The organism is Streptomyces sp. NPDC001002 (genome assembly GCF_053599215.1).
This window is the reverse complement of record NZ_JBSFLV010000068.1, coordinates 29799-50059: the sequence shown is the minus strand read 5'-3', so window position 1 is coordinate 50059 and position 20261 is coordinate 29799. Positions and strand designations below refer to the sequence as shown.

Here is a 20261-nt window from a genome sequence, read left to right as displayed (position 1 = left end):
GAGCCCCCTGGCGGGGTCGAAGGGGCAGCGCCCCTGGGGATGGGACGGGTAGGGGCGGCGGGGGCGAGAAAAGCCCGCTCAGCGACGAGCCGTCCGCCGCAACCGATGCCGCACCGCCCGCTGAGCCACCGGCCCAAGCTCCTCCAACGCCGAGACCAACAGCCCGAGTTGATCCAGCGCATCCAACGCCGAATTCGCCCCCACCGCATCCACCCCCTCGTACAACTCCATCCCCACGAACGACGCCGCCACCGCCCGAGCCAACCCCGCCGGATCCACGAACTCCCCCACCGGCGACCCACCCAACACCCTCACCAAGACCTTCTCGATCTCGACGATCCACAGATCGAGCCCCGCCGAAGTCGCGGGCCCGAGCGCCTCATGAGTCTGCGCCCCGGCAAGCAACTGACCGAGGAGCGCGACATGCCCCCCGTCCCGCTCCGCCTCATGCATCTCCCGCCCCACGACAAGGAGTTCGGACAGAGACGTCACCGCGTCGAACCGCTCCCGATACCGCCCGACCGCCTGCTCCGCCCCGTACCGACAGGCCGCCGCCAACAACTCGTCGACCGACCCGAAGTGGTAGAAGACGAGCGCCTGATTCACCCCCGCCGCCGCAGCGACGGTCCGCGCCGACGTCTTCGCGATCCCCTGCTCGGTGAGCGTCCGCAACGCCCCCTCCAGCAACTTCGCCTTGGTCTCAAGGGACTTCACCGTCTCGGGACTCACGCGCGCGACTCCTCCCGGACAGGCCGCAGACCGGGCCGCACACCACAGCTCCGGATGTCCGCGTACGTCGCCCGAAAGGACCCCTCGTAACCGAACAGCGGCCCGAAGTACTTGTTGACCACCCGCACTTGGATACGGAACCGGCCGCCCACGTCGTCGTACGACTCACGGACCTCCGCCGTCGCCCCGATCAGTTCGGGCACCCGCACATCCACCACCCCTTCCCGGAACCGGTGTTCACCGGACCGGATCAGCAACGACCCGTCCGGCTCGGCACGGAGGTGCAGATCGCTGGCGAGATGCTGATGCGTGCCGAGGTAGTCGAGGACACGGTCCCCCTTCGGTCCCAGCACCATCTGGGCGTCGAATCGGCGGGGTCCGGCGGGAAGGTCGAAGGTGCGCACGAAGGTCACCGTCTCACGGCCGTACGTGTCGACGTAGGGAACGTTCTCGATCACGAAGGGCACGTCACGCCCCTCCCGCGGTACCAGGATGTTGCGCGTGGCCCCGAGCGCGAGGAACGGCTTCACGAACGCCCCGCCGTGCCAGATCCGGTCCATGACACCCCGCCCGACACACGCCTCACCGCTCGCGAGACCGACCGAGAAACGGCGCCGGAGCTGCGGGTGGAGTCGATCGAAGTCCGCGCCCATGACCGTACGGAAGATCGACGGATTAGTCATCGCGAGCTCTCCAAGCCGTCCAGGGTGTCCAAGCCATCCAGGGTGTCCGAGCCGTCGAGGGCATCCGAGCTGTCCAAAGTGCCGAGCAATCGAGGCGCACGCGTGCGTGCCGGCGGCGTCCGCAGGCAGCGCCGGGCCGCCGGAGTCGTCGGCAGCGGCGGCGCGAGAAGCGCCAGGGACAGCAGCACCAGCGTCAGCAACGGCATCGCGTAGAAGAAGAGCGGCGCGAAAGGCCCCGTCAGCCGCACCACCTCCCCGTACCCGAAGCCGGTGCACGCCACGACGATCGCCACGGCCCGCGCCGCCAGTTCCGCCAGCCAGTTCCGGCGTGCGCGCTCCGGTGTGATCCCCCGTTCCAGCCACAGCCGGAGCCGGTCGAAGGACCACGCCGTCGCCCAGCCCATCAGCGGGCGGAAGAGAACGCGGTCGGCGGCCGCACCGAGGACGCCCCAGCGAGGCCGGTAGTCGTAACCGGTGAGGAACCGAATCCCGTCGCCGTCCGGAACGTAACGCCAGTACCCGCTCCCCTCCGCGAGCAGCGAGAGCCGACAGGGCGAGGAGAAGCGGAGCGCCGACGTACGCGTCCCGTCAGGGCGTTCCTTCTCGCCGGCCGAGACCCCCGTGCCGGCGACGGTGAGGAAGGGCAGCACGCGCGTGGCGTACCGAAAACGCTGAGGCTCACCCTCCGCGCGCGGGAGATACGTGATCTCGGTGAAGCGCAGGTCCCAGCGCTGGTGCAGGGAGGGATCCTGCGTGCGGGTCCAGAGGTCGTCGAGGGAGGCGTGGATCCGCGCCTCTATGTAGAGCCCCGCGTTCCGCATGCGCATCCCCCGTGTGCCGTCCGGTGTTTGAGCGGTCGCTCAAATCCACTGGACAGGAAATTACACCTCTTTGAGCGATCGCTCAATCGCATCGCCACAAGAAAGCCCCTGCCCGCGCGGGCAGGGGCTCATCGCGTCAATTGGCGTGGCTACTCGGCCAGATGCCGTTCCACCGTCGCCACCTTGGAGGTGAGTCCGTCGGTCACGCCGGGGCGGATGTCCGCCTTGAGGACCAGGGAGACGCGGGGCGCCCGCGCCTCGACGGCGGCGACCGCGCGCTTGACGACGTCCATGACCTCGTCCCACTCGCCCTCGATCGACGTGAACATCGCGTCGGTGCGGTTGGGCAGGCCGGACTCGCGGACGACGCGGACGGCGTCGGCGACGTACTCGCCCACGTCCTCGCCGACACCGAGCGGGGAGACGGAGAAGGCGACGATCATGCGTTCACGATTCCTTCCTGGCGGGCGCGGGAGGCGATGACCTCGGCCTCGGCGGCGCGCTTGAGCTTGCGCTCGGCGAAGAAGCCGCCCGTGGGCAGGACCGAGAGGACGAAGTAGAGGGCGGCGGTGCCGGGGCCCCACTTGGTGCGGTTCCAGGCGTCGGCCCAGAAGAGCACGTACAGGATGAACAGGACGCCGTGGACCATGCCCATCACCGGCACCGCGTTGAAGTCCGTGGTCCGCTTCAGGACCGAGCAGACCAGCAGGAGCAGGAAGGAGACGGCCTCGGGGGCCGAGACGAGGCGCAGGCGGCGCAGGGCGGAGGCGGTCTTGAGGTCCACGGGTCACCTTCGGTGGGAGGCAGGTCGCTCTTTGTGAACGTGAGCACAAGCGTTCGCCCATTCTGACAAACCCTCCCCCTAGGGGTGCGGTCAGGGTGCCTCTCCACCCCCGGGCCCTGTTCGGCGGGCCGATCCGGCGGCTACCGTCGCTGCGTGGCGATGTTCCGACTTCAAGGCAGCAAGGTGCTCGCCGTCGACATGACCGGGGATGCCGTCAAGGCGAAGAACGGCTCGATGGTCGCGTACGACGGGCAGATGGCCTTCAAGAAACTGAGCGGCGGCGGTGAGGGCCTGCGGGGGATGGTGACCCGGAGGATCACCGGTGAGCAGATGACCGTGATGGAGGTGCGGGGGCAGGGGACGTGCTGGTTCGCGGACCGGGCCTCGGAGATCAATCTCGTGGAGCTCCGGGGGGACAAGCTGTACGTGGAGTCGAGCAACCTGCTCGCCACGGACGCGGGGCTGAGGACGGGCACGACGTTCACGGGGATGCGCGGCGCCTCGCAGGGCAACGGGCTGTTCACGACGACCGTGGAGGGCTCCGGCCAGGCGGCGATCACGTCGGACGGTCCTGCGGTCGTGCTGCGGGTCAGCCAGCAGTACCCGCTGATCGTGGACCCGGGGGCGTACATCGCCCATCAGGGCAACGTCCGGCAGTCCTTCCAGTCCGGCGTGACCTTCCGCACGCTGTTCGGGGAGGGCGGCGGCGAGGCCTTCCAGATCCGGTTCGAGGGGGACGGGCTGGTGTACGTACAGCCGAGCGAGCGGAACACGATCGCGGGGGATGTGTGACATGGCCTTCCGCGAGATCAACTCCAAGATGGTCGAGGCGACCGTGCTGCCCGGGCAGCGGCTGTTCAGTCAGCGCGGCGCGATGCTCGCCTACAAGGGCGAGGTGACCTTCACGCCCAACGTGCAGGGCGGCCAGGGCGGGATCATGTCGATGATCGGGCGCCGGGTGGCCAACGAGGCGACCCCGCTGATGACCGTCGAGGGCAGCGGGACCGTGCTGTTCGGGCACGGGGGTCACCACGTCCAGGTCATCGGCCTCACCGGGGACACGCTCTACGTGGAGGCGGACCGGCTGCTCGCCTTCGAGGGCACCCTGCGCCAGGGCACGATGTTCATGGGCTCGCAGGGCGGCGTGATGGGCATGGTCCGGGGGCAGGTCACCGGCCAGGGCCTGTTCACCACGACCCTCCAGGGGCAGGGTGCCGTCGCCGTCATGGCGCACGGTGGCGTCTTCGAGATCCCGATCACCCCGCAGCGCCCGGTGCACGTCGACCCCCAGGCCTACGTCGCCCACCACGGCGACGTCCGCAACAAGCTGTCCACCGCGCTCGGCTGGCGCGACATGGTGGGGCGCGGCTCGGGCGAGGCCTTCCAGCTGGAGCTCAGCGGCAGCGGTGCGGTGTACGTCCAGGCGTCGGAGGAGAAGCTGTGACCACCTACCCGGGGGCCGGACCCACCATCTTCGACCCGATGACGCTGCCGGTCGACGACAACGTCAACAAGTACACCTTCTGCGTGGAACTCAAAGGGAGCCAGTGGTTCCTGCAGAAGGGGAAGATGATCGCCTACTACGGCTCGATGGAGTTCAACGGCGTCGGACACGGCCGTCTGGACCGCCTTGTCCGTACGTCCTTTCATTCGCCTCTGCACGCCAGCGACTGGGTCGTGGCGGAGGGCTCGGGCAAGATGCTGCTCGCCGACCGGGCCTTCGACGTGAACTCGTACGACCTCGAAGACGGCAATCTGACCATTCGCTCGGGCAACCTCCTCGCTTTTCAGCCAACTCTCGCGCTGAAGCAATCGATCGTGCCCGGTTTCCTGACCCTCATCGGAACCGGAAAGTTCGTGGCCGCTTCGAACGGTCCGGTGGTGTTCATGGAACCCCCGATCCGGGTGGACCCGCAGGCGCTCGTCGGCTGGGCCGACTGCCCCTCGCCGTGCCATCACTACGACCACACCTACATGGCAGGTGTAATGGGCGGTCTACGTGCACTGACGGGCATCGGCGGGGCCTCCGGGGAGGAGCACCAGTTCGAGTTCGTGGGGGCCGGGACCGTCCTGCTCCAGTCCACCGAGATCCTCATGGCCGAGCAGGCCACCGGGGCGGTTCCGCAGCAGGCCGGGGTGCCGGGACATGGCGGACCCACAGGCCCCGGACAGCAAGCCGGCGCACCGCGCCTTCCCGGACAGCTGGGAGACCTCCAACGTCGCTTCGGGCTGTGAGCGGTAGTCTGCGGAGTGTGACATCGAACGCGTGCGCACCGTCACACTGCCCTCACTAGTTCGCATTTCAACATTTTAGGTAGACTTCATTCATGGAGACCGAGACGGCCACGCGCTGGCTGACCGATGCGGAGCAGTGCGCCTGGCGCACCCACCTGGAGGTCAACAGGCTGTTGACGTATCAGCTCGAGAAGGACCTGCAGCCGTTCGGCCTGACGATGAACGACTACGAGATCCTGGTGAACCTCTCCGAGTCGGAGGACCGGCGGATGCGGATGAGCGACCTCGCCTCCGCCACCCTCCAGTCCAAGAGCCGCCTCTCCCACCAGATCACCCGCATGGAGAACGCGGACCTGGTCCGCCGTGAGAACTGCGAATCGGACCGCCGCGGCCTCTACGCGGTCCTCACCGAGCAGGGCCTGGAGACGATGAGGAAGGTCGCGCCGCATCATGTGGCGTCCGTGCGCAGGCACTTCATCGACCTCCTTTCTCCCGAGGCCCTGGCCGAGCTCGACAAGGGGCTGAAGCCCATCGCGGATCATCTGCGGGGGCAGCGGGGCCGGCCCTGACGGGCTCACTTCTCTGAATCGGCGATCGGCAGGCGGAGTTCGAACAGGGCTCCGCCTGCCGGTGCGTCGCGGACCGTGAGGGTGCCGCCGTGCCGCAGGGCCACGTCCCGGGCGATGGCGAGTCCGAGCCCGGCCCCGCCGTCGTCCCGGCCGCGGGCGTCGTCGAGCCGTACGAACCGCTCGAAGACCCGCTCCCGGTCCTCCACCGGCACCCCGTCCCCGTCGTCGGCGACGGACAGCACGGCCCAACTCCCGTCCCGCCGAACCGACATGGTGACCGCCGACCGGGCATGCCGTCGGGCGTTGTCGAGCAGATTCCCGAGCACTCGCTCCACCTGCCCCCGCGATCCGCCCACCTCGACCGACTCCACCGCCACCCGCACCCCCGCCCGCCGGGCCGCCTCCTCCCCCGCCAGCGCCCCCAGGTCGAACCGCCCCTTCCCCGGCCGCTCCCCCGCGTCCAGCCGCGCGAGCAGCAACAGGTCGGCGGCCAGGGACTGCAGTCGTACGGTGTCCTCGACCGCGCCCGGCACATCCAGCAACTCCGGGTGGGCGGCGCCCACTTCGAGCTGGGTGCGCAGGGACGCGATCGGGCTGCGCAGTTCGTGCGAGGCGTCGGCGACGAACCGGCGCTGCCGCTCCACGGAGGTCTCCAGCGCGGCCAGTGTCTCGTTCGTCGTCCGCGCCAGGCGGGCGACCTCGTCGTGCGTGTCCGGTACCGGCACCCGGCGGGCCAGGTCCGCGGAGGCGGTGATCGCGGCCATCTCGCGCCGGATGCCCTCGACGGGCCGCAGGGCACGCCGGGTGACCAGCCAGGTCACGCCCGCGACGACGGCGAGCAGCAGCGGGAACCCGATCAGCAGCGCGGTCAGCGCGGTGCTGACGGCGCTCTGCTCGGCGGCCAGTTGGGCACCGGCGTGGACGGTGAGCAGCCCCTTGCCGGGGACCTCCACGCGGACGGCGGCGAAACGGTAGTCGGCACTGTCGCCGTCGATCGTGGCGGAACCGCCCGTGTAGGAGACCTCGTCGTCGATCTCACCGGGTTCGAGCGCGGAGTCGTCGTCCTGTCGGTCGCCGCCGTGGTCGTCACCCTCGTCGTCGTCACCCGAGGTGGCGGTGGCCGTCGGCTGCGGCCGTACCGCGACCGTCCCGGTGCCACTGATCCGCTCCAGCCCCTCCGTGGCCGCCACGAGCCGCCCGCCGGCGTCGACGACCTGGACCGGCTCCTCGTCGTCGTCCAGGGACAGTTGGCCGTACGGCGTCCCGGCGGCGAGGTCGGCCGCCACGTTCCGTGCGGTGCGCTCGGCCTGGGTGTCGGCCTGGTCGGTGAGGTTGGAGCGCAGGGAGAGCAGCACGGCGACGCCGGCCGCGACAAGGGCCACGGCGACGACGAGGGTGGCGCCCAGGGTGGCCCGGGCCCGCACGGAGCCGAAGAGGCGTTTCATCGGGGGTTCTCCAGGCGGTAACCGGCGCCGCGCACCGTGGAGATGAGCCCGGCGCGCAGCTTGCGGCGCAGGGCGCTGACGTACACCTCGACGATGTTGGGATCGCCCTCGTACGCGAAGTCCCAGACGTGCTCCAGGATCTCGGCCTTGGACACCACCGCGCCGGCCCGCACGACGAGCTGCTCCAGAACGGCGAACTCCTTTGTCGTCAGCGTCACTTCGTCACCGGCGAGGTGGACGCGCCGAGCGGAGGTGTCGACCCGCAACTCACCGAGAACGTGGACGGGCGAGGCCCCGGGCCCTCGACTCCGGCGCCGCAGCAGCGCCTTCACGCGGGCCACGAGGACGACGTACGAGAACGGCTTCGTGAGGTAGTCGTCGGCGCCGGTGTCCAGGCCCTCCGCCTCGTCGTACTCGCCGTCCTTGGCGGTCAGCATCAGGATCGGCACGTCGTGCCCGGCGGCGCGCAGGGCGGCGCAGACGCGGTAGCCGTTGAGGCCGGGCAGCATGATGTCGAGGATCACGAGGTCGTACGCGCCCTCAACGGCCCGGTACAGGCCCTCGCGGCCGTCGTGCACGACGTCCACGGCGTATCCCTCGGCGGTCAGGCCCTTGGCGAGCGACAGGGCCAGCCGCTTCTCGTCCTCGACGATCAACAGGCGCATGTCGTACAGGGTCGCAAAACGAACCTGAAGATCCCTTCAGGCGGCTTCAGGGTCTCCTCAGCATCGGTTGGCGAAGGTGAGGGTGTCGAAAGCGACGCGACTCAGGAGGAAACACCATGAAGCGCAACATCGTGATCGCCGCTGTGACGGCCGCCGCGCTGCTCGGGGGCGGCACGGCCACGGCTCTCGCGGTGACGGGGGACGACGGCGGCCGGGGGACGACGGCGCGAGGGAGCGGGGACGACGGGGTCGGTACGGATGACAGGGGCGACGACAGCGACCGGGACGACGACGGTGGCGATGCCGCGACCCTGGTCGTGCGGCCCGGTGATGTGACGGCCGCCGACGCGATCGCCGCGGCGCTGCGGGACACCGGAGGTACGGCCGTCTCCGCCGAACTGGAGGACGACGGCCGTCGGGGCGGGGCGACCGTGTGGGACGTGGACGTCCTTGCCGGGAACGGGAGTTGGCACAGCGTGCGGGTCGACGCCGGCAGCGGTGCGGTGCTCGGCTCGCACACCGAGGACGAGGACGACGCCGGTGAGGTGCGGGCCGCACTGAAGGGCACGTCCGTGACGGCGGCCGAGGCCGCGCGGGCCGCGTCCGCCAAGGGCACGGTGACATCGGTGGACCTGGACGACGACGCCCGGTCCCAGGGCTGGGAGGTCGAGACCCGCGCGCCCTCGGCGAAGGCCGACCAGGACTGGCTGGTCGACCTCCGCACGGGGAACGTCACGGCGGACCGGTCGGACGACTGACGCGGTCGGCACTGCTCAACGCCGGTTCACCGCCGGTCGGCGGCGGGTCCGTCCGGGTGCGGACGGGCTCGACGCCGGTCGGAGGCGGGTGAGAGCGGCCGGAGCCAGTACCGCCACCCCCGCCACCACGAAGCACGCCGTAAGGGGGAGTCGCCCCAGCAGTAGGCCCGCTGCCATCGCCCCGGCCGAACTCCCCGCGTTCACACCCGTGTTGATCCACGCTCCGGCCCGTGTCCGCGCCCCGGGTGCCGCCGTCTCGTCGGCCAGCAGGTACGCGGTCGTCAGCGCGGGCGCGACGAAGGCGCCGGCGCAGGCCACGGCCGCCGCGAGCGTCCACAGGCCGGGGGCGAGGCCGGCCGCGGCGAGGGTCAGGCCCAACCCCGCCGCGAGCCTGGGGAGTCGTACGCGGGCGGGCGTACGCCAGTCGACGGCGCCGTTGAGCAGGCCGCCCACCGCGCTGCCCGCCGAGAGCGCCGCGAGCACCCACGCGGCGGAGTCGGCGCCGAGGTGGCGCTGCTCGGCGAAGGCGACGACGAGGAGGTCGACGACGCTGAGCGAGAGGCCGACGCCGGTCGCGACGACGACGGGTTGCAGGAGCGCACGCCCGGGCGACGGCGAACTCCCCTCGTCCGGCGGCGACTTCGGCCCCGAACCGGGGTCCGTCGCCGTCGCCGGCCCACCCACCGCCGGTGACGTGACGAAGGCCACCGTCCCCACCGCCATCAGCACCGCACTCAGCAGCACCCCGGCGGCCGGCGAGGCGAACCCCACCACCACGCCGACCAGCAACGGACCGGTGACGAAGAGCAGTTCCTCCGCCACCCCGTCCAGGCCGTACGCGCGCTGCAACATCCCGCGCTCGACGACCAGTTCGGCCCACACGGCACGCATCGTGGGGCCCAGCGGAGGCGCACACGCGCCGGTGACGGCGGCGATCACGCCGAGGGCCACCGCGGGCGTACCGGGACGCCAGGTGGCCGCCGCCAGCACGCAGAGCAGCCCCGCGTACAGCAACGCCATGGGGGTCAGCGCCCGGCGCGGCCCGTACCGGTCGACCAGGGCCGCCCGGTACGGCATCAGGAAGACGCCGGTGGCGCCGAAGAGAGCCATGACCGTACCGGCCACGGCGTACGACCCGGTCGCCCGGGTCACGGAGAGCATCACGGCGACCGAGACCACTCCGTAGCAGAGCCGCCCCACGAGGGCGGCGAGAAAGGTACGGCGGGCATACGGAACGCGGAGAACAGCGGCATACGAAGGCCGCGGAGGTGACGACGCGGACATGAGAAAGGTTCCTCAACTGGAGGCGAAGAAGGGGACGCCGAGGGACCGCGACGGCGACGTCCATACGCGCCGATCGCGGGCCGAGGTGGGCCCTATGCCAAGAGGAGAAACACGAGGGGCAAGCTAGCAGCGGGGTGCGGGGTCCGACCAGGCATTTTCAACACCGGCACCGCCAATCGCCCTTAGGGGCGCGGGGAACTGCGCGACCAGCCACACTCAACCCGCACTCGGCGCACAACCGAACCCGGCAGACGAAAAGGCGCCCCCTCACCCCCGCGTAAGCCCCGCAACCAACTCATCCGCAGCCCGATACGGATCCAGCTCCCCCGCCACAATCCGCTCCGCCAACGCGCTCAGGCGACGATCCCCGTGCAGATCCTCGATGCGTTCCCGCAAGGCCGTGACCGCGATGGTCTCCACCTCACGAGCCGCGCGGCCGCGCCGCCGCTCCGTGAGAACCCCCCGCTCCTCCATCCACGCCCGATGCTTCTCCAGCGCCTCGACCATCTCGTCGATGCCTTCGGAACGCGCGGCGACCGTCTTCACGATGGGCGGGCGCCAATCGCCAGGGCCCCGAGACTCCCCCAGCCCCAGCATGTGGTTGAGCTCGCGCGCAGTCGCGTCCGCCCCGTCACGGTCCGCCTTGTTGACGACGTACACGTCGCCGATCTCCAGGATTCCCGCCTTCGCGGCCTGGATGCCGTCGCCCATGCCCGGGGCCAGCAGCACCACGCTCGTGTCCGCCTGGGAGGCGATCTCCACCTCCGACTGACCCACGCCGACCGTCTCCACCAGCACCACGTCGCAGCCCGCCGCGTCCAGGACGCGGATAGCCTGCGGGGCCGCCCACGCGAGGCCGCCGAGGTGCCCCCGCGTGGCCATGGAACGGATGTAGACGCCCGGGTCGGAGGCGTGGTCCGACATGCGGACGCGGTCGCCGAGGAGCGCGCCGCCGGAGAAGGGCGACGACGGGTCGACGGCCAGGACGCCGACCCGCTTGCCCTGCTTGCGGTACGCGGTCACCAGCGCCGCGGTGGTCGTGGACTTGCCGACGCCCGGCGAGCCGGTTAGACCGACCACGTACGCGTTGCCCGTCAGCGGCGCCAGGGCCGCCATGACCTCCCTGAGCTGCGGGGACGCCCCCTCCACCAGGGAGATCAGCCGGGCCACGGCCCGCGGCCGGCCTTCCCTGGCCTGGGCCACCAGAGAGGAGACGTCCTGCATCACAGCTCCGTTCACGTAAGAGGCACCTTCAGAGGCACCTTCAGAGATACCGCCACAGGTACCGCCACCGATACCGCTCAGGCCTTCGCGACCCGCACGATCAGCGCGTCGCCCTGCCCGCCGCCACCGCACAGCGCCGCCGCGCCGACCCCGCCGCCCCGCCGCTTGAGTTCAAGCGCGAGGTGCAGGACGAGCCGGGCGCCCGACATGCCGATCGGGTGGCCCAGGGCGATGGCACCCCCGTTGACGTTCACCCTTTCCGGGGACACCCCGAGGTCCTTCATGGACTGGACCGCGACGGCCGCGAACGCCTCGTTGATCTCGATCAGGTCGAGGTCGGAGACGTCCAGGCCCTCCTTCTTCAGGGCGTGCTGGATGGCGTTGGAGGGCTGGGACTGGAGGGAGTTGTCCGGGCCCGCCACGTTCCCGTGGGCGCCGATCTCCGCGATCCACTCCAGGCCCAGTTCCTGCGCCTTGGTCTTGCTCATGACGACCACGGCCGCGGCGCCGTCCGAGATCTGCGAGGCGGAACCCGCGGTGATCGTGCCGTCCTTGGTGAACGCCGGACGCAGCTTGCCCAGCGACTCGACGGTCGTGTCGCCGCGGATGCCCTCGTCCTTGCTGAACAGGACCGGGTCGCCCTTGCGCTGCGGGATCTCCACCGGGGTGATCTCCGCCTCGAAGACGCCGTTCTTCTGCGCGGCGGCGGCCCGCTGGTGGGACCGGGCGGCGATCTCGTCCTGCTCGGGGCGCGCGATGCCGAGCCGGGTGTTGTGCTTCTCCGTCGACTCGCCCATGGCGATGTTCTCGAAGGCGTCGGTGAGACCGTCGTACGCCATGGCGTCGAGCATCTCGATCGCCCCGTACTTGTAGCCCTCACGGGACTTGGGGAGCAGGTGGGGCGCGTTGGTCATGGACTCCTGGCCGCCCGCGACGACGATCTCGAACTCACCTGCACGGATGAGCTGATCGGCGAGGGCGATCGCGTCGAGGCCCGACAGACAGACCTTGTTGATCGTGAGCGCCGGGACGCTCATCGGGATGCCCGCCTTGACCGCGGCCTGGCGTGCCGGGATCTGCCCTGCCCCGGCCTGGAGCACCTGGCCCATGATCACGTACTGCACCTGGTCGCCACCGATACCCGCACGGTCGAGGGCGGCCTTGATCGCGAAGCCGCCGAGGTCGGCTCCGGAGAAGGACTTGAGCGAGCCGAGCAATCGGCCCATCGGGGTGCGGGCCCCCGCGACGATCACGGAGGTAGTGCTGTTCGTTCCAGACATGAGGTGCGATCCCCTTCCAGCTGCACAGCTGAAGAAGTGAACGAGGGTTTACTTCGAATGTACTGAGCGGTAGTGCACCCCGTCATCGGGCCGTCGGTGTGATCGCGCGCACGTTGCGTAACCACGGCGGTCGCGCTGCACTGACTCCATGCTGACGCGAATCGACCACATCGGGATCGCCTGCTTCGACCTCGACCGGACCGTCGAGTTCTACCGGGCCACGTACGGCTTCGAAGTGTTCCACTCCGAGGTCAACGAGGAGCAGGGCGTCCGCGAGGCCATGCTCAAGATCAACGAGACCTCCGACGGCGGCGCCTCCTACCTGCAGCTCCTGGAGCCGACCCGCCCGGACTCGACCGTCGCCAAGTGGCTCGACAAGAACGGCGAGGGTGTCCACCACATCGCTTTCGGTACGGCGGACGTCGACACGGACTCGACGGACATCCGCGACAAGGGCGTACGGGTTCTGTACGAAGAGCCGCGACGTGGCTCCATGGGGTCACGAATCACGTTCCTGCATCCCAAGGATTGCCACGGTGTACTGACAGAACTGGTCACTTCGGCGCCTGTTGAGTCACCTGAGCACTGACCCTCGTACATAAGGGCCGGTAGGGTTGGGGGCGGTCGCCGCCGGAACGTGGGCGGCCGGGTCCTGCCGTCGTCGGCGGGACGGAGCCGGGGTCCGGGTTTCGGGGGGCGAGCGTCGGGCAGCAGCCCGTACTCCGCCGTTGATCTGACACCATTCCCCGGGGGCCCCGTTCGGCGGATGAACGGAGTTCTTGGAGACAGACGCGACCAGGGGACGGATGGGACCGCGCAGTGCGGGGCTACGAACGCCAGGAGCGAGAGCCGGCGGCTGACGTCGACCACCTCTCTCGGTTCGAGGCCGAGATGGAGCGGCTGAAGACCGAGCGGGAAAAGGCGATTCAGCACGCCGAGGACCTCGGCTACCAGGTCGAGGTGCTGCGCGCCAAGCTGCACGAGGCGCGCCGCACCCTCATGTCCCGGCCGGCATACGACGGCGGGGACATCGGCTATCAGGCCGAGCAGATGCTCCGTAATGCCCAGATGCAGGCCGACCAGCTGCGTCAGGACGCCGAGCGGGAGCTGAGCCAGGCCCGCGCGCAGACCCAGCGCATCCTCCAGGAGCACGCGGAGAACGCGGCCCGGCTCCAGGCGGAGCTGCACCAGGAGGCCGTGACCCGGCGCCAGCAGCTCGACCAGGAGCTGGCCGAGCGCCGGCAGACCGTCGAGTCGCACGTCAACGAGAACGTGGCGTGGGCCGAGAACCTGCGCACCCGCTCCGAGTCCCAGGCCCGCCGGCTCCTCGACGAGTCCCGCGCCGAGGCCGACCAGGCCCTGGCCGCCGCCCGCGCGGAGGCCGAGCGGGTCGCCACCGAGGCCCGCCAGCGGCTCGAAATGGACGCCGAGGCGGCCCGCGCGGAGACCGAGCAGCTGCTGCGCCGCGCCCGCACGGACGCCGAGCGCCTGCTGAACGCGGCCTCCACGCAGGCCCAGGAGGCCACCGACCACGCCGAGCAGCTGCGCAGCTCGACGGCGAACGAGTCGGACTCCGCCCGCCGCCAGGCCACCGAGCTGAGCCGGGCCGCCGAGTCCCGGATCGCCGAGGCCGAGACCTCGTTGCGCGAGGCCCGCCTTGAGGCCGAGAAGGTCCTGACGGAGGCGAAGGAGGCCGCCGCCAAGGCGCTCGCCAGCGCCGAGTCGACCAACGAGCAGCGCACGCGTACGGCGAAGGAGCAGGTCGCCCGGCTGGTCACGGAGGCCACGAAAGAGGCCGAGACCACCAAGGCGGACGCCGAGCAGGTCGTCGCCGACGCCCGTGCCGAGGCCGAGAAGATCATCGCCGAGGCCGACGAGCGGGCCCGCACCCTCACCGCCGAGGAGACCGCCTCCCAGCTGGGCAAGGCCGCCAAGACCGCCGAGGACGTCCTCAACCGCGCCTCCGAGGAGGCCAAGAACACCACCAAGGCGGCCACCGAGGAGGCCGAGCGCATCCGCGCCGAGGCCGAGGCCGAGGCGGACCGGCTGCGCGCCGAGGCGCACGACATCGCCGAGCAGCTCAAGGGCACGGCGAAGGACGACACCAAGGAGTACCGCGCCAAGACGGTCGAGCTGCAGGAGGAGGCCCGTCGGCTGCGCGGCGAGGCCGAGCAGCTGCGCGCCGACGCGGTCGCCGAGGGCGAGAAGATCCGCGCGGAGGCCCGCAAGGAGGCCGTCCAGCAGATCGAGGAGGCGGCCAAGACCGCCGAGGAGCTGCTGGCCAAGGCCAAGCAGGACGCGGACGAGCTGCGCGCGAAGGCCACCACGGACAGCGAGAAGGTCCGCACCGAGGCCATCGAGCGCGCCACGACGCTGCGCCGGCAGGCCGAGGAGACCCTGCAGCGCACCCGCCAGGAGGCGGAGCGGCACCGCGAGGAGGTCGTCGAGCAGGCCGAGGGCATCATGGCCGACGCCGAGCGGGCCTCGCGCGAGCTGCGCGAGGAGACCGAGCGGGGCGTCGAGGCCAGGCGCCAGGAGGCGGCCGGCGAGCTGACGCGGCTGCACACCGAGGCCGAGGAGCGGCTCGCCAACGCCGAGCAGGCGCTGACCGACGCCCGCGAGGAGGCCAACCGGATCCGCCGCGAGGCCGCCGACGAGGCCGAGCGGCTGCGCGCGGAGGCCGCCGAGCGGCTGCGCACCCTGCACCGGCAGGCCGAGGAAGAGGCCGAGCGGCTGCGCGACGAGGCCGCGTCCGACGCGTCCGCGTCCCGGGCCGAGGGCGAGGCCGTCGCCGTACGCCTGCGGTCGGACGCGGCGGCCGAGGCCGAGCGGCTCAAGACCGAGGCGCAGGACACCGCCGACCGGGTGCGGGCGGAGGCGCTGGCCGCCGCCGAGCGCCTGGGCACGGAGGCGTCCGAGACGCTGGCCGCCGCGCAGGAGGAGGCCAACCGGCGCCGCCGCGAGGCCGAGGAACTGCTCGGTGCCGCGCGCACCGAGGCCGACCAGGAGCGCGAGCGGGCCCGCGACCAGAGCGAGGAACTGCTGGCCTCGGCGCGCAACCGCGTCGAGGAGGCACAGGCCGAAGCGGTCCGCCTGGTCGAGGAGGCCGACCGGCGCGCCAACGAGATGGTGTCGGCCGCCGAGCAGCACGCCCAGCAGGTACGGGACTCCGTGGCCGGGCTGCACGAGCAGGCCCAGGACGAGATCGTCGGGCTGCGCTCGGCCGCCGAGCACGCGGCGGACCGCACCCGGCGCGAGGCGGAGGAGGAGTCGGACCGGGTCCGCGCCGACGCCTACGCCGAGCGGGAGCGGGCCACCGAGGACGCCAACCGGGTCCGGCGCGAGGCACGCAGCGAGACGGACGCGGCCAAGGCGCTCGCCGAGCGCACGGTCGGCGAGGCGATCGCGGAGGCGGAGCAGCTGCGCTCGGAGGCGTCGGAGTACGCCCAGCGGGTGCGTACGGAGGCCTCGGACTCGATCGCGGAGGCCGACCAGGCCGCCGCGCGCACCCGGGCGGAGGCCCGCGAGGACGCCAACCGGATCCGTTCGGACGCGGCGAACCAGGCGGACACCCTCATCACCGAGTCGCGCAACGAGGCGGAGCGACTCACCACCGAGACGATCACCGAGGCGGACCGGGTGCGGTCCGAGGCCATCTCCAAGGCCGAGCGGCTCATCGCGGACGCCACCGGGGACGCGGAGCGGCTGCGCGCCGAGGCCGCGGACACGGTCGGCGCGGCCCAGCTGCACGCCGAGCGGACCCGCGCCGAGTCCGAGCGAGTCAAGTCCAATGCCCGCGAGGAGGCCGAGCGGGTCACGGCGGCGGCGCGCGAGGAGGCCGAGCACACTCTCGACGAGGCACGCAGGGACGCCAACAAACGGCGTTCGGACGTCGCCGAGCAGGTCGACACCCTCATCACGGAGACCACGGCCGAGGCGGACAAGCTGCTCACCGAGGCCCAGCAGCAGGCGCACCAGACCACCGCGGACGCGGAGGGGCAGGCCGACTCCATGGTGGGCGCGGCCCGCACGGAGGCCGACCGGCTGGTCTCCACGGCGACGGTCGAGGGCAACTCGCTGGTGGAGAAGGCCCGTACGGACGCGGACGAGCTGCTCGTCGGTGCCCGCCGGGACGCCACCTCGATCCGGGAGCGCGCGGAGGAGCTGCGCGACCGGATCACCGGCGAGATCGAGTCGCTGCACGAGCGGGCCCGGCGCGAGTCGGCGGAGACGATGCGGTCGACGGGCGACCGCTGCGACGCGCTCATCAAGGCGTCCGAGGAGCAGCTGGCCAAGGCGCAGGCGAAGGCCAAGGAGCTGGTCTCGGAGGCCAACTCGGAGGCGGGCAAGGTCCGGATCGCCGCCGTGAAGAAGGCCGAGGGGCTCCTGAAGGAGGCCGAGCAGAAGAAATCGGCCCTCGTGAAGGAGGCCGAGGAGCTCAAGGCGGAGGCGATCCGCGAGGCCAAGCACACCGTCGAGGAAGGAAAGCGCGAGCTGGAGATCCTGGTGCGCCGGCGCGAGAACATCAATGCCGAGATCTCCCGTGTCCAGGACGTCCTGGAAGCGTTGGAGTCTTTTGAGACTCCGTCGGCGGGCAAGGACGGCGGAGTCAAGACGGGCGCTACGGTGGGGGCCCCTCGATCGAGTGGCAAGTCGTCAGACGGCTAGCGGGCCAAGCCAGTTCGGTTCGGGTGCCTTCTGGGGCCTTTGACCAGATCTTTGGCAAGTCGTCCGCCGGTTAGCCACTCAAAAGGGGTGTCATTCTCCAGATCAAACACGTATCCGCTCGATGACACACCGCTTCGGCCCCTAGGATTCCCCCTATCACCTCACCGGTCTCATTTGACAGGAACCCCATGAGCGACACTTCCCCCTACGGCTTCGAGCTAGTGCGGCGTGGGTACGACCGCGCTCAGGTGGACGAACGGATCTCCAAGCTCGTCTCCGACCGTGACAGCGCTCTCGCCCGTATCACCGCCCTGGAAAAGCGCATCGAGGAGCTCCACCTCGAAACGCAGAACGCCCAGGCTCAGGTGAGCGACGCCGAGCCGTCGTACGCCGGTCTCGGCGCGCGCGTCGAGAAGATCCTCCGTCTCGCCGAGGAAGAGGCAAAGGACCTGCGCGAGGAGGCCCGTCGGGCCGCCGAGCAGCACCGTGAGCTCGCCGAGTCGGCGGCCCAGCAGGTTCGCAACGACGCAGAATCGTTCGCTGCGGAGCGCAAGGCCAAGGCGGAGGACGAAGGCGTCCGGATCGTCGAGAAGGCCAAGAGCGACGCGTCGCAGCTGCGTGGCGAGGCCCAGAAGGACGCGCAGTCGAAGCGCGAGGAGGCGGACGCCCTCTTCGAGGAGACCCGTGCCAAGGCCGCCCAGGCCGCCGCGGACTTCGAGACGAACCTCGCCAAGCGCCGCGAGCAGTCGGAGCGCGATCTGGCGTCCCGTCAGCAGAAGGCCGAGAAGCGCCTCGCGGAGATCGAGCACCGCGCGGAGCAGCTCCGTCTGGAGGCGGAGAAGCTGCGCACGGACGCCGAGCGTCGCGCCCGCCAGACGGTGGAGACGGCTCAGCGCCAGGCCGAGGACATCGTCGCCGACGCGAACGCGAAGGCCGACCGGATCCGTTCGGAGTCCGAGCGCGAGCTGGCCGCCCTCACCAACCGCCGCGACAGCATCAACGCCCAGCTGACGAACGTCCGCGAGATGCTCGCGACGCTCACGGGTGCCGCGGTGGCCGCCGCCGGTTCGCCGGTCGAGGACGAGCCGATCTCCCGCGGGGTTCCGGCCCAGCAGTCCCGGTAAGCACCGGCTCCGCTGACGAACAGCGCGATCAGAGGCCCGTACCGTCTCCCCCGGAGGTGCGGGCCTCTGGCGTGCGCAGGGCTCCACCGCACCACCGTGATCCGACTGTTGCCGATGTCGTACGCATCTGTTTGCCCGTCCGGGTGGCATCGGCCGAACCGTCCCTTTAGCGTGGCCGCATGATCGAGCTCGAGGGGCTGACCAAGCGGTACGGCGAGAAAGTGGCGGTCGACAACCTCACCTTCGCGGTGAGACCAGGGATCGTGACCGGTTTCCTCGGGCCGAACGGCGCCGGCAAGTCGACGACGATGCGCATGATGCTCGGTCTCGACCGGCCGACGGCGGGTGACGTCCGTATCGACGGCGAGCACTACGACCACCTCAAGGACCCGCTGAAGTACATCGGCGCGCTGCTGGACGCGAAGGCGATGCACGGCGGGCGGAGCGCATTCAACCACCTGCTCTGTCTCGCGCAGAGCAACGGCATCCCCAAGAGCCGGGTGTCCGAGGTGCTGGACACCGTGGGGCTCACCTCGGTGGCCAAGAAGAAGGCCAAGGGGTTCTCGCTGGGCATGGGACAGCGGCTCGGGATCGCGGGCGCGCTGCTCGGGGATCCGCGGATCCTGATGTTCGACGAGCCGGTCAACGGGCTCGACCCCGAGGGCATCCACTGGATCCGCAATCTGATGAAGTCCCTCGCGGGGCAGGGGCGGACGGTGTTCGTGTCCAGCCACCTCATGAGCGAGATGGCGCTGACGGCCGATCACCTGGTCGTCATCGGACAGGGACGGCTGCTCGCCGACACCTCCATGGCCGACTTCATCCAGCAGAACTCCCGCTCCTTCGTGCGAGTCCGCTCCCCGCAGCGCGAGCGCCTGCTCGACGTGCTGCACGAGGCCGGCGTCACCGTCGTCGAGTCCGGCAGCGGCGCCCTTGAGGTGGACGGCGGCAAGGCGGAGCGGATCGGCGAGCTGGCCGCGCAGCACCAGATCGTGCTGCACGAGCTGAGCCCCCAACAGGCCTCCCTGGAGGAGGCGTTCATGCAGCTGACCGCGGAGTCGGTGGAGTACCACGCGCACTCCGACGGGCCCTCCGCCGCGACGCCGGCCGGCCCGGAAACCCCGCGGCAGCCGTGGGGCGACGACTGGAAGAGGAGCTGACCATGGCGGCGACCCAGGTCGTACGGTCCGAGTGGACCAAGATCAGGTCGGTGGCCTCGACGATGTGGACGCTCTCCCTCGCCGTGGTCGTCACCGTCGGTCTCGGCATGCTGATCTCCGCGCTGTCGGCGAACGACTTCGACAACCTGAGCCGGGACGACAAGCTCTCCTTCGACCCGACCTACATCAGCTTCGCCGGCACGAGCCTCGGCCAGCTCGCGATGATCGTGTTCGGCGTGCTCGTCGTCTCGAACGAGTACAGCACCGGCATGATCCGCACCTCGCTGGCCGCGGTCCCGCAGCGCGGCACCTTCCTGTTCAGCAAGATCGCTGTCGCGTCCGGTCTCTGCCTGGTCGTGGGCCTGGTCACCAGCTTCCTCACGTTCTTCCTCGGGCAGGCGATGCTCGGCTCGCACAAGGCGTCCATCGGCGACTCGGGCGTGCTGCGGGCGGTCATCGGCGGCGGTCTCTACATGACCCTGATCGCGCTGTTCTCGATGGGCGTGGCCACGATGCTGCGCTCGCCGATGCTCTCGCTGGGCATCCTGATGCCGTTCTTCTTCCTGATCTCCAACATCCTGGGGAACGTCTCCGCGACGAAGAAGATCGGCCGGTTCCTGCCCGACCAGGCCGGCAGCAAGATCATGCAGGTGGTCACCCCGATCGACGACGACACCCCGTACGGCCCCTGGGGCGGCCTCGGGATCATGGCCCTGTGGGTCCTCGCGTCGATCATCGGCGCCTACGTGCTGCTGAAGAGGCGTGACGCCTAGTTCTCCGACAGTTCTCCGAGGCGACAGGACGGTAGGCGGACGGCAACCTTTTACTTGCC

20 protein-coding genes are annotated in these 20261 nt (G+C 70.6%); 10 read left to right on the top strand and 10 right to left on the bottom strand.

Annotated elements, in window-relative coordinates; translation table 11 throughout:
• Positions 1 to 78: 78 nt before the first annotated feature.
• The 5 genes from ACWDR3_RS28060 to ACWDR3_RS28040 all read right to left on the bottom strand — a co-directional run bounded on the left by ACWDR3_RS28060 (position 79) and on the right by ACWDR3_RS28040 (position 3017).
• Entirely contained in the window at positions 79 to 729 is a 651-nt protein-coding gene (locus ACWDR3_RS28060; protein ID WP_450355342.1) for a TetR/AcrR family transcriptional regulator, read from the bottom strand.
• Complete coding sequence (locus tag ACWDR3_RS28055; RefSeq protein ID WP_450355341.1) at positions 726 to 1412, bottom strand: DUF4166 domain-containing protein; 687 nt, start codon at positions 1410 to 1412, stop codon at positions 726 to 728. The genes ACWDR3_RS28060 and ACWDR3_RS28055 overlap by 4 nt, the downstream gene beginning before the upstream one ends.
• Complete coding sequence (locus ACWDR3_RS28050; RefSeq protein ID WP_450355340.1) at positions 1409 to 2233, bottom strand: hypothetical protein; 825 nt, start codon at positions 2231 to 2233, stop codon at positions 1409 to 1411. Before ACWDR3_RS28050 ends, ACWDR3_RS28055 begins: the two co-directional genes overlap by 4 nt.
• A gap of 149 nt (positions 2234 to 2382) precedes the next feature.
• The gene (locus ACWDR3_RS28045) at positions 2383 to 2676 is read right to left on the bottom strand and encodes an MTH1187 family thiamine-binding protein (RefSeq protein ID WP_280880636.1); all 294 of its coding nucleotides are present in this window, start codon (positions 2674 to 2676) and stop codon (positions 2383 to 2385) included.
• The gene (locus tag ACWDR3_RS28040) at positions 2673 to 3017 is read right to left on the bottom strand and encodes a DUF3817 domain-containing protein (protein ID WP_123997691.1); all 345 of its coding nucleotides are present in this window, start codon (positions 3015 to 3017) and stop codon (positions 2673 to 2675) included. Before ACWDR3_RS28040 ends, ACWDR3_RS28045 begins: the two co-directional genes overlap by 4 nt.
• A gap of 159 nt (positions 3018 to 3176) precedes the next feature.
• Here ACWDR3_RS28040 and ACWDR3_RS28035 point away from each other — a divergent pair, with 159 nt between their 5' ends.
• The 4 genes from ACWDR3_RS28035 (at position 3177) to ACWDR3_RS28020 (ending at position 5821) form a co-directional block, all read left to right on the top strand.
• Positions 3177 to 3809, top strand: a complete 633-nt coding sequence (locus ACWDR3_RS28035; protein ID WP_123999261.1) for an AIM24 family protein — start codon at positions 3177 to 3179, stop codon at positions 3807 to 3809.
• Between the two features lies 1 nt (position 3810).
• Positions 3811 to 4461, top strand: coding sequence for an AIM24 family protein (locus ACWDR3_RS28030; protein WP_450355339.1), 651 nt, complete (start codon positions 3811 to 3813; stop codon positions 4459 to 4461).
• Entirely contained in the window at positions 4458 to 5252 is a 795-nt protein-coding gene (locus tag ACWDR3_RS28025) for an AIM24 family protein (RefSeq protein WP_450355338.1), read from the top strand. The genes ACWDR3_RS28030 and ACWDR3_RS28025 overlap by 4 nt, the downstream gene beginning before the upstream one ends.
• Before the next feature lie 92 nt (positions 5253 to 5344).
• Complete coding sequence (locus tag ACWDR3_RS28020) at positions 5345 to 5821, top strand: MarR family winged helix-turn-helix transcriptional regulator (protein WP_450355337.1); 477 nt, start codon at positions 5345 to 5347, stop codon at positions 5819 to 5821.
• 5 nt (positions 5822 to 5826) lie between these two features.
• Here ACWDR3_RS28020 and ACWDR3_RS28015 read toward each other — a convergent pair whose 3' ends face one another.
• Together ACWDR3_RS28015 and ACWDR3_RS28010 are read right to left on the bottom strand one after the other, a co-directional pair.
• Positions 5827 to 7266 (bottom strand): sensor histidine kinase, encoded by a 1440-nt coding sequence (locus ACWDR3_RS28015; RefSeq protein ID WP_450355336.1) that lies wholly within the window; start codon positions 7264 to 7266, stop codon positions 5827 to 5829.
• On the bottom strand, positions 7263 to 7931 hold the full coding sequence (locus ACWDR3_RS28010) for a response regulator transcription factor (protein ID WP_450355335.1): 669 nt from the start codon (positions 7929 to 7931) through the stop codon (positions 7263 to 7265). Before ACWDR3_RS28010 ends, ACWDR3_RS28015 begins: the two co-directional genes overlap by 4 nt.
• Before the next feature lie 116 nt (positions 7932 to 8047).
• Here ACWDR3_RS28010 and ACWDR3_RS28005 point away from each other — a divergent pair, with 116 nt between their 5' ends.
• Positions 8048 to 8689, top strand: a complete 642-nt coding sequence (locus ACWDR3_RS28005; protein ID WP_450355334.1) for a PepSY domain-containing protein — start codon at positions 8048 to 8050, stop codon at positions 8687 to 8689.
• Positions 8690 to 8704: 15 nt separating this feature from the next.
• Here ACWDR3_RS28005 and ACWDR3_RS28000 read toward each other — a convergent pair whose 3' ends face one another.
• The 3 genes from ACWDR3_RS28000 to ACWDR3_RS27990 form a co-directional block, all read right to left on the bottom strand.
• Positions 8705 to 9973, bottom strand: coding sequence for an MFS transporter (locus tag ACWDR3_RS28000; protein WP_450355333.1), 1269 nt, complete (start codon positions 9971 to 9973; stop codon positions 8705 to 8707).
• A gap of 267 nt (positions 9974 to 10240) precedes the next feature.
• A complete protein-coding gene (meaB, locus tag ACWDR3_RS27995) occupies positions 10241 to 11197 on the bottom strand; it encodes a methylmalonyl Co-A mutase-associated GTPase MeaB (protein ID WP_450355345.1) in 957 nt (318 codons plus the stop codon).
• Positions 11198 to 11274: 77 nt separating this feature from the next.
• Positions 11275 to 12477, bottom strand: a complete 1203-nt coding sequence (locus tag ACWDR3_RS27990; RefSeq protein WP_450355332.1) for an acetyl-CoA C-acetyltransferase — start codon at positions 12475 to 12477, stop codon at positions 11275 to 11277.
• A 148-nt stretch (positions 12478 to 12625) separates the two neighbouring features.
• Here ACWDR3_RS27990 and mce point away from each other — a divergent pair, with 148 nt between their 5' ends.
• From mce to ACWDR3_RS27965, 5 genes are all read left to right on the top strand, one after another.
• The gene (gene mce, locus ACWDR3_RS27985; RefSeq protein ID WP_450355331.1) at positions 12626 to 13066 is read left to right on the top strand and encodes a methylmalonyl-CoA epimerase; all 441 of its coding nucleotides are present in this window, start codon (positions 12626 to 12628) and stop codon (positions 13064 to 13066) included.
• Positions 13067 to 13296: 230 nt separating this feature from the next.
• Positions 13297 to 17145 (top strand): polarized growth protein Scy, encoded by a 3849-nt coding sequence (gene scy / locus ACWDR3_RS27980; RefSeq protein WP_450355330.1) that lies wholly within the window; start codon positions 13297 to 13299, stop codon positions 17143 to 17145.
• Between the two features lie 188 nt (positions 17146 to 17333).
• Complete coding sequence (locus tag ACWDR3_RS27975; RefSeq protein ID WP_123997703.1) at positions 17334 to 18269, top strand: cellulose-binding protein; 936 nt, start codon at positions 17334 to 17336, stop codon at positions 18267 to 18269.
• A 179-nt stretch (positions 18270 to 18448) separates the two neighbouring features.
• Complete coding sequence (locus tag ACWDR3_RS27970; RefSeq protein WP_450355329.1) at positions 18449 to 19429, top strand: ABC transporter ATP-binding protein; 981 nt, start codon at positions 18449 to 18451, stop codon at positions 19427 to 19429.
• On the top strand, positions 19426 to 20202 hold the full coding sequence (locus ACWDR3_RS27965; RefSeq protein WP_450355344.1) for an ABC transporter permease: 777 nt from the start codon (positions 19426 to 19428) through the stop codon (positions 20200 to 20202). The genes ACWDR3_RS27970 and ACWDR3_RS27965 overlap by 4 nt, the downstream gene beginning before the upstream one ends.
• Positions 20203 to 20261: the final 59 nt, after the last annotated feature.

Excerpts from the sequence above, each read along its gene's own strand:
- ACWDR3_RS28055 (WP_450355341.1), bottom strand. The coding sequence starts at position 1,412 with ATGACTAATCCGTCGATCTTCCGTACGGTCATGGGCGCGGACTTCGAT.
- ACWDR3_RS28050 (WP_450355340.1), bottom strand. The coding sequence starts at position 2,233 with ATGCGGAACGCGGGGCTCTACATAGAGGCGCGGATCCACGCCTCCCTC.
- ACWDR3_RS28045 (WP_280880636.1), bottom strand. The coding sequence starts at position 2,676 with ATGATCGTCGCCTTCTCCGTCTCCCCGCTCGGTGTCGGCGAGGACGTG.
- ACWDR3_RS28035 (WP_123999261.1), top strand. The coding sequence starts at position 3,177 with ATGTTCCGACTTCAAGGCAGCAAGGTGCTCGCCGTCGACATGACCGGG.
- ACWDR3_RS28030 (WP_450355339.1), top strand. The coding sequence starts at position 3,811 with ATGGCCTTCCGCGAGATCAACTCCAAGATGGTCGAGGCGACCGTGCTG.
- ACWDR3_RS28020 (WP_450355337.1), top strand. The coding sequence starts at position 5,345 with ATGGAGACCGAGACGGCCACGCGCTGGCTGACCGATGCGGAGCAGTGC.
- ACWDR3_RS28015 (WP_450355336.1), bottom strand. The coding sequence starts at position 7,266 with ATGAAACGCCTCTTCGGCTCCGTGCGGGCCCGGGCCACCCTGGGCGCC.
- ACWDR3_RS28010 (WP_450355335.1), bottom strand. The coding sequence starts at position 7,931 with ATGCGCCTGTTGATCGTCGAGGACGAGAAGCGGCTGGCCCTGTCGCTC.
- ACWDR3_RS28005 (WP_450355334.1), top strand. The coding sequence starts at position 8,048 with ATGAAGCGCAACATCGTGATCGCCGCTGTGACGGCCGCCGCGCTGCTC.
- ACWDR3_RS28000 (WP_450355333.1), bottom strand. The coding sequence starts at position 9,973 with ATGTCCGCGTCGTCACCTCCGCGGCCTTCGTATGCCGCTGTTCTCCGC.
- meaB (WP_450355345.1), bottom strand. The coding sequence starts at position 11,197 with ATGCAGGACGTCTCCTCTCTGGTGGCCCAGGCCAGGGAAGGCCGGCCG.
- ACWDR3_RS27990 (WP_450355332.1), bottom strand. The coding sequence starts at position 12,477 with ATGTCTGGAACGAACAGCACTACCTCCGTGATCGTCGCGGGGGCCCGC.
- mce (WP_450355331.1), top strand. The coding sequence starts at position 12,626 with ATGCTGACGCGAATCGACCACATCGGGATCGCCTGCTTCGACCTCGAC.
- ACWDR3_RS27975 (WP_123997703.1), top strand. The coding sequence starts at position 17,334 with ATGAGCGACACTTCCCCCTACGGCTTCGAGCTAGTGCGGCGTGGGTAC.
- ACWDR3_RS27970 (WP_450355329.1), top strand. The coding sequence starts at position 18,449 with ATGATCGAGCTCGAGGGGCTGACCAAGCGGTACGGCGAGAAAGTGGCG.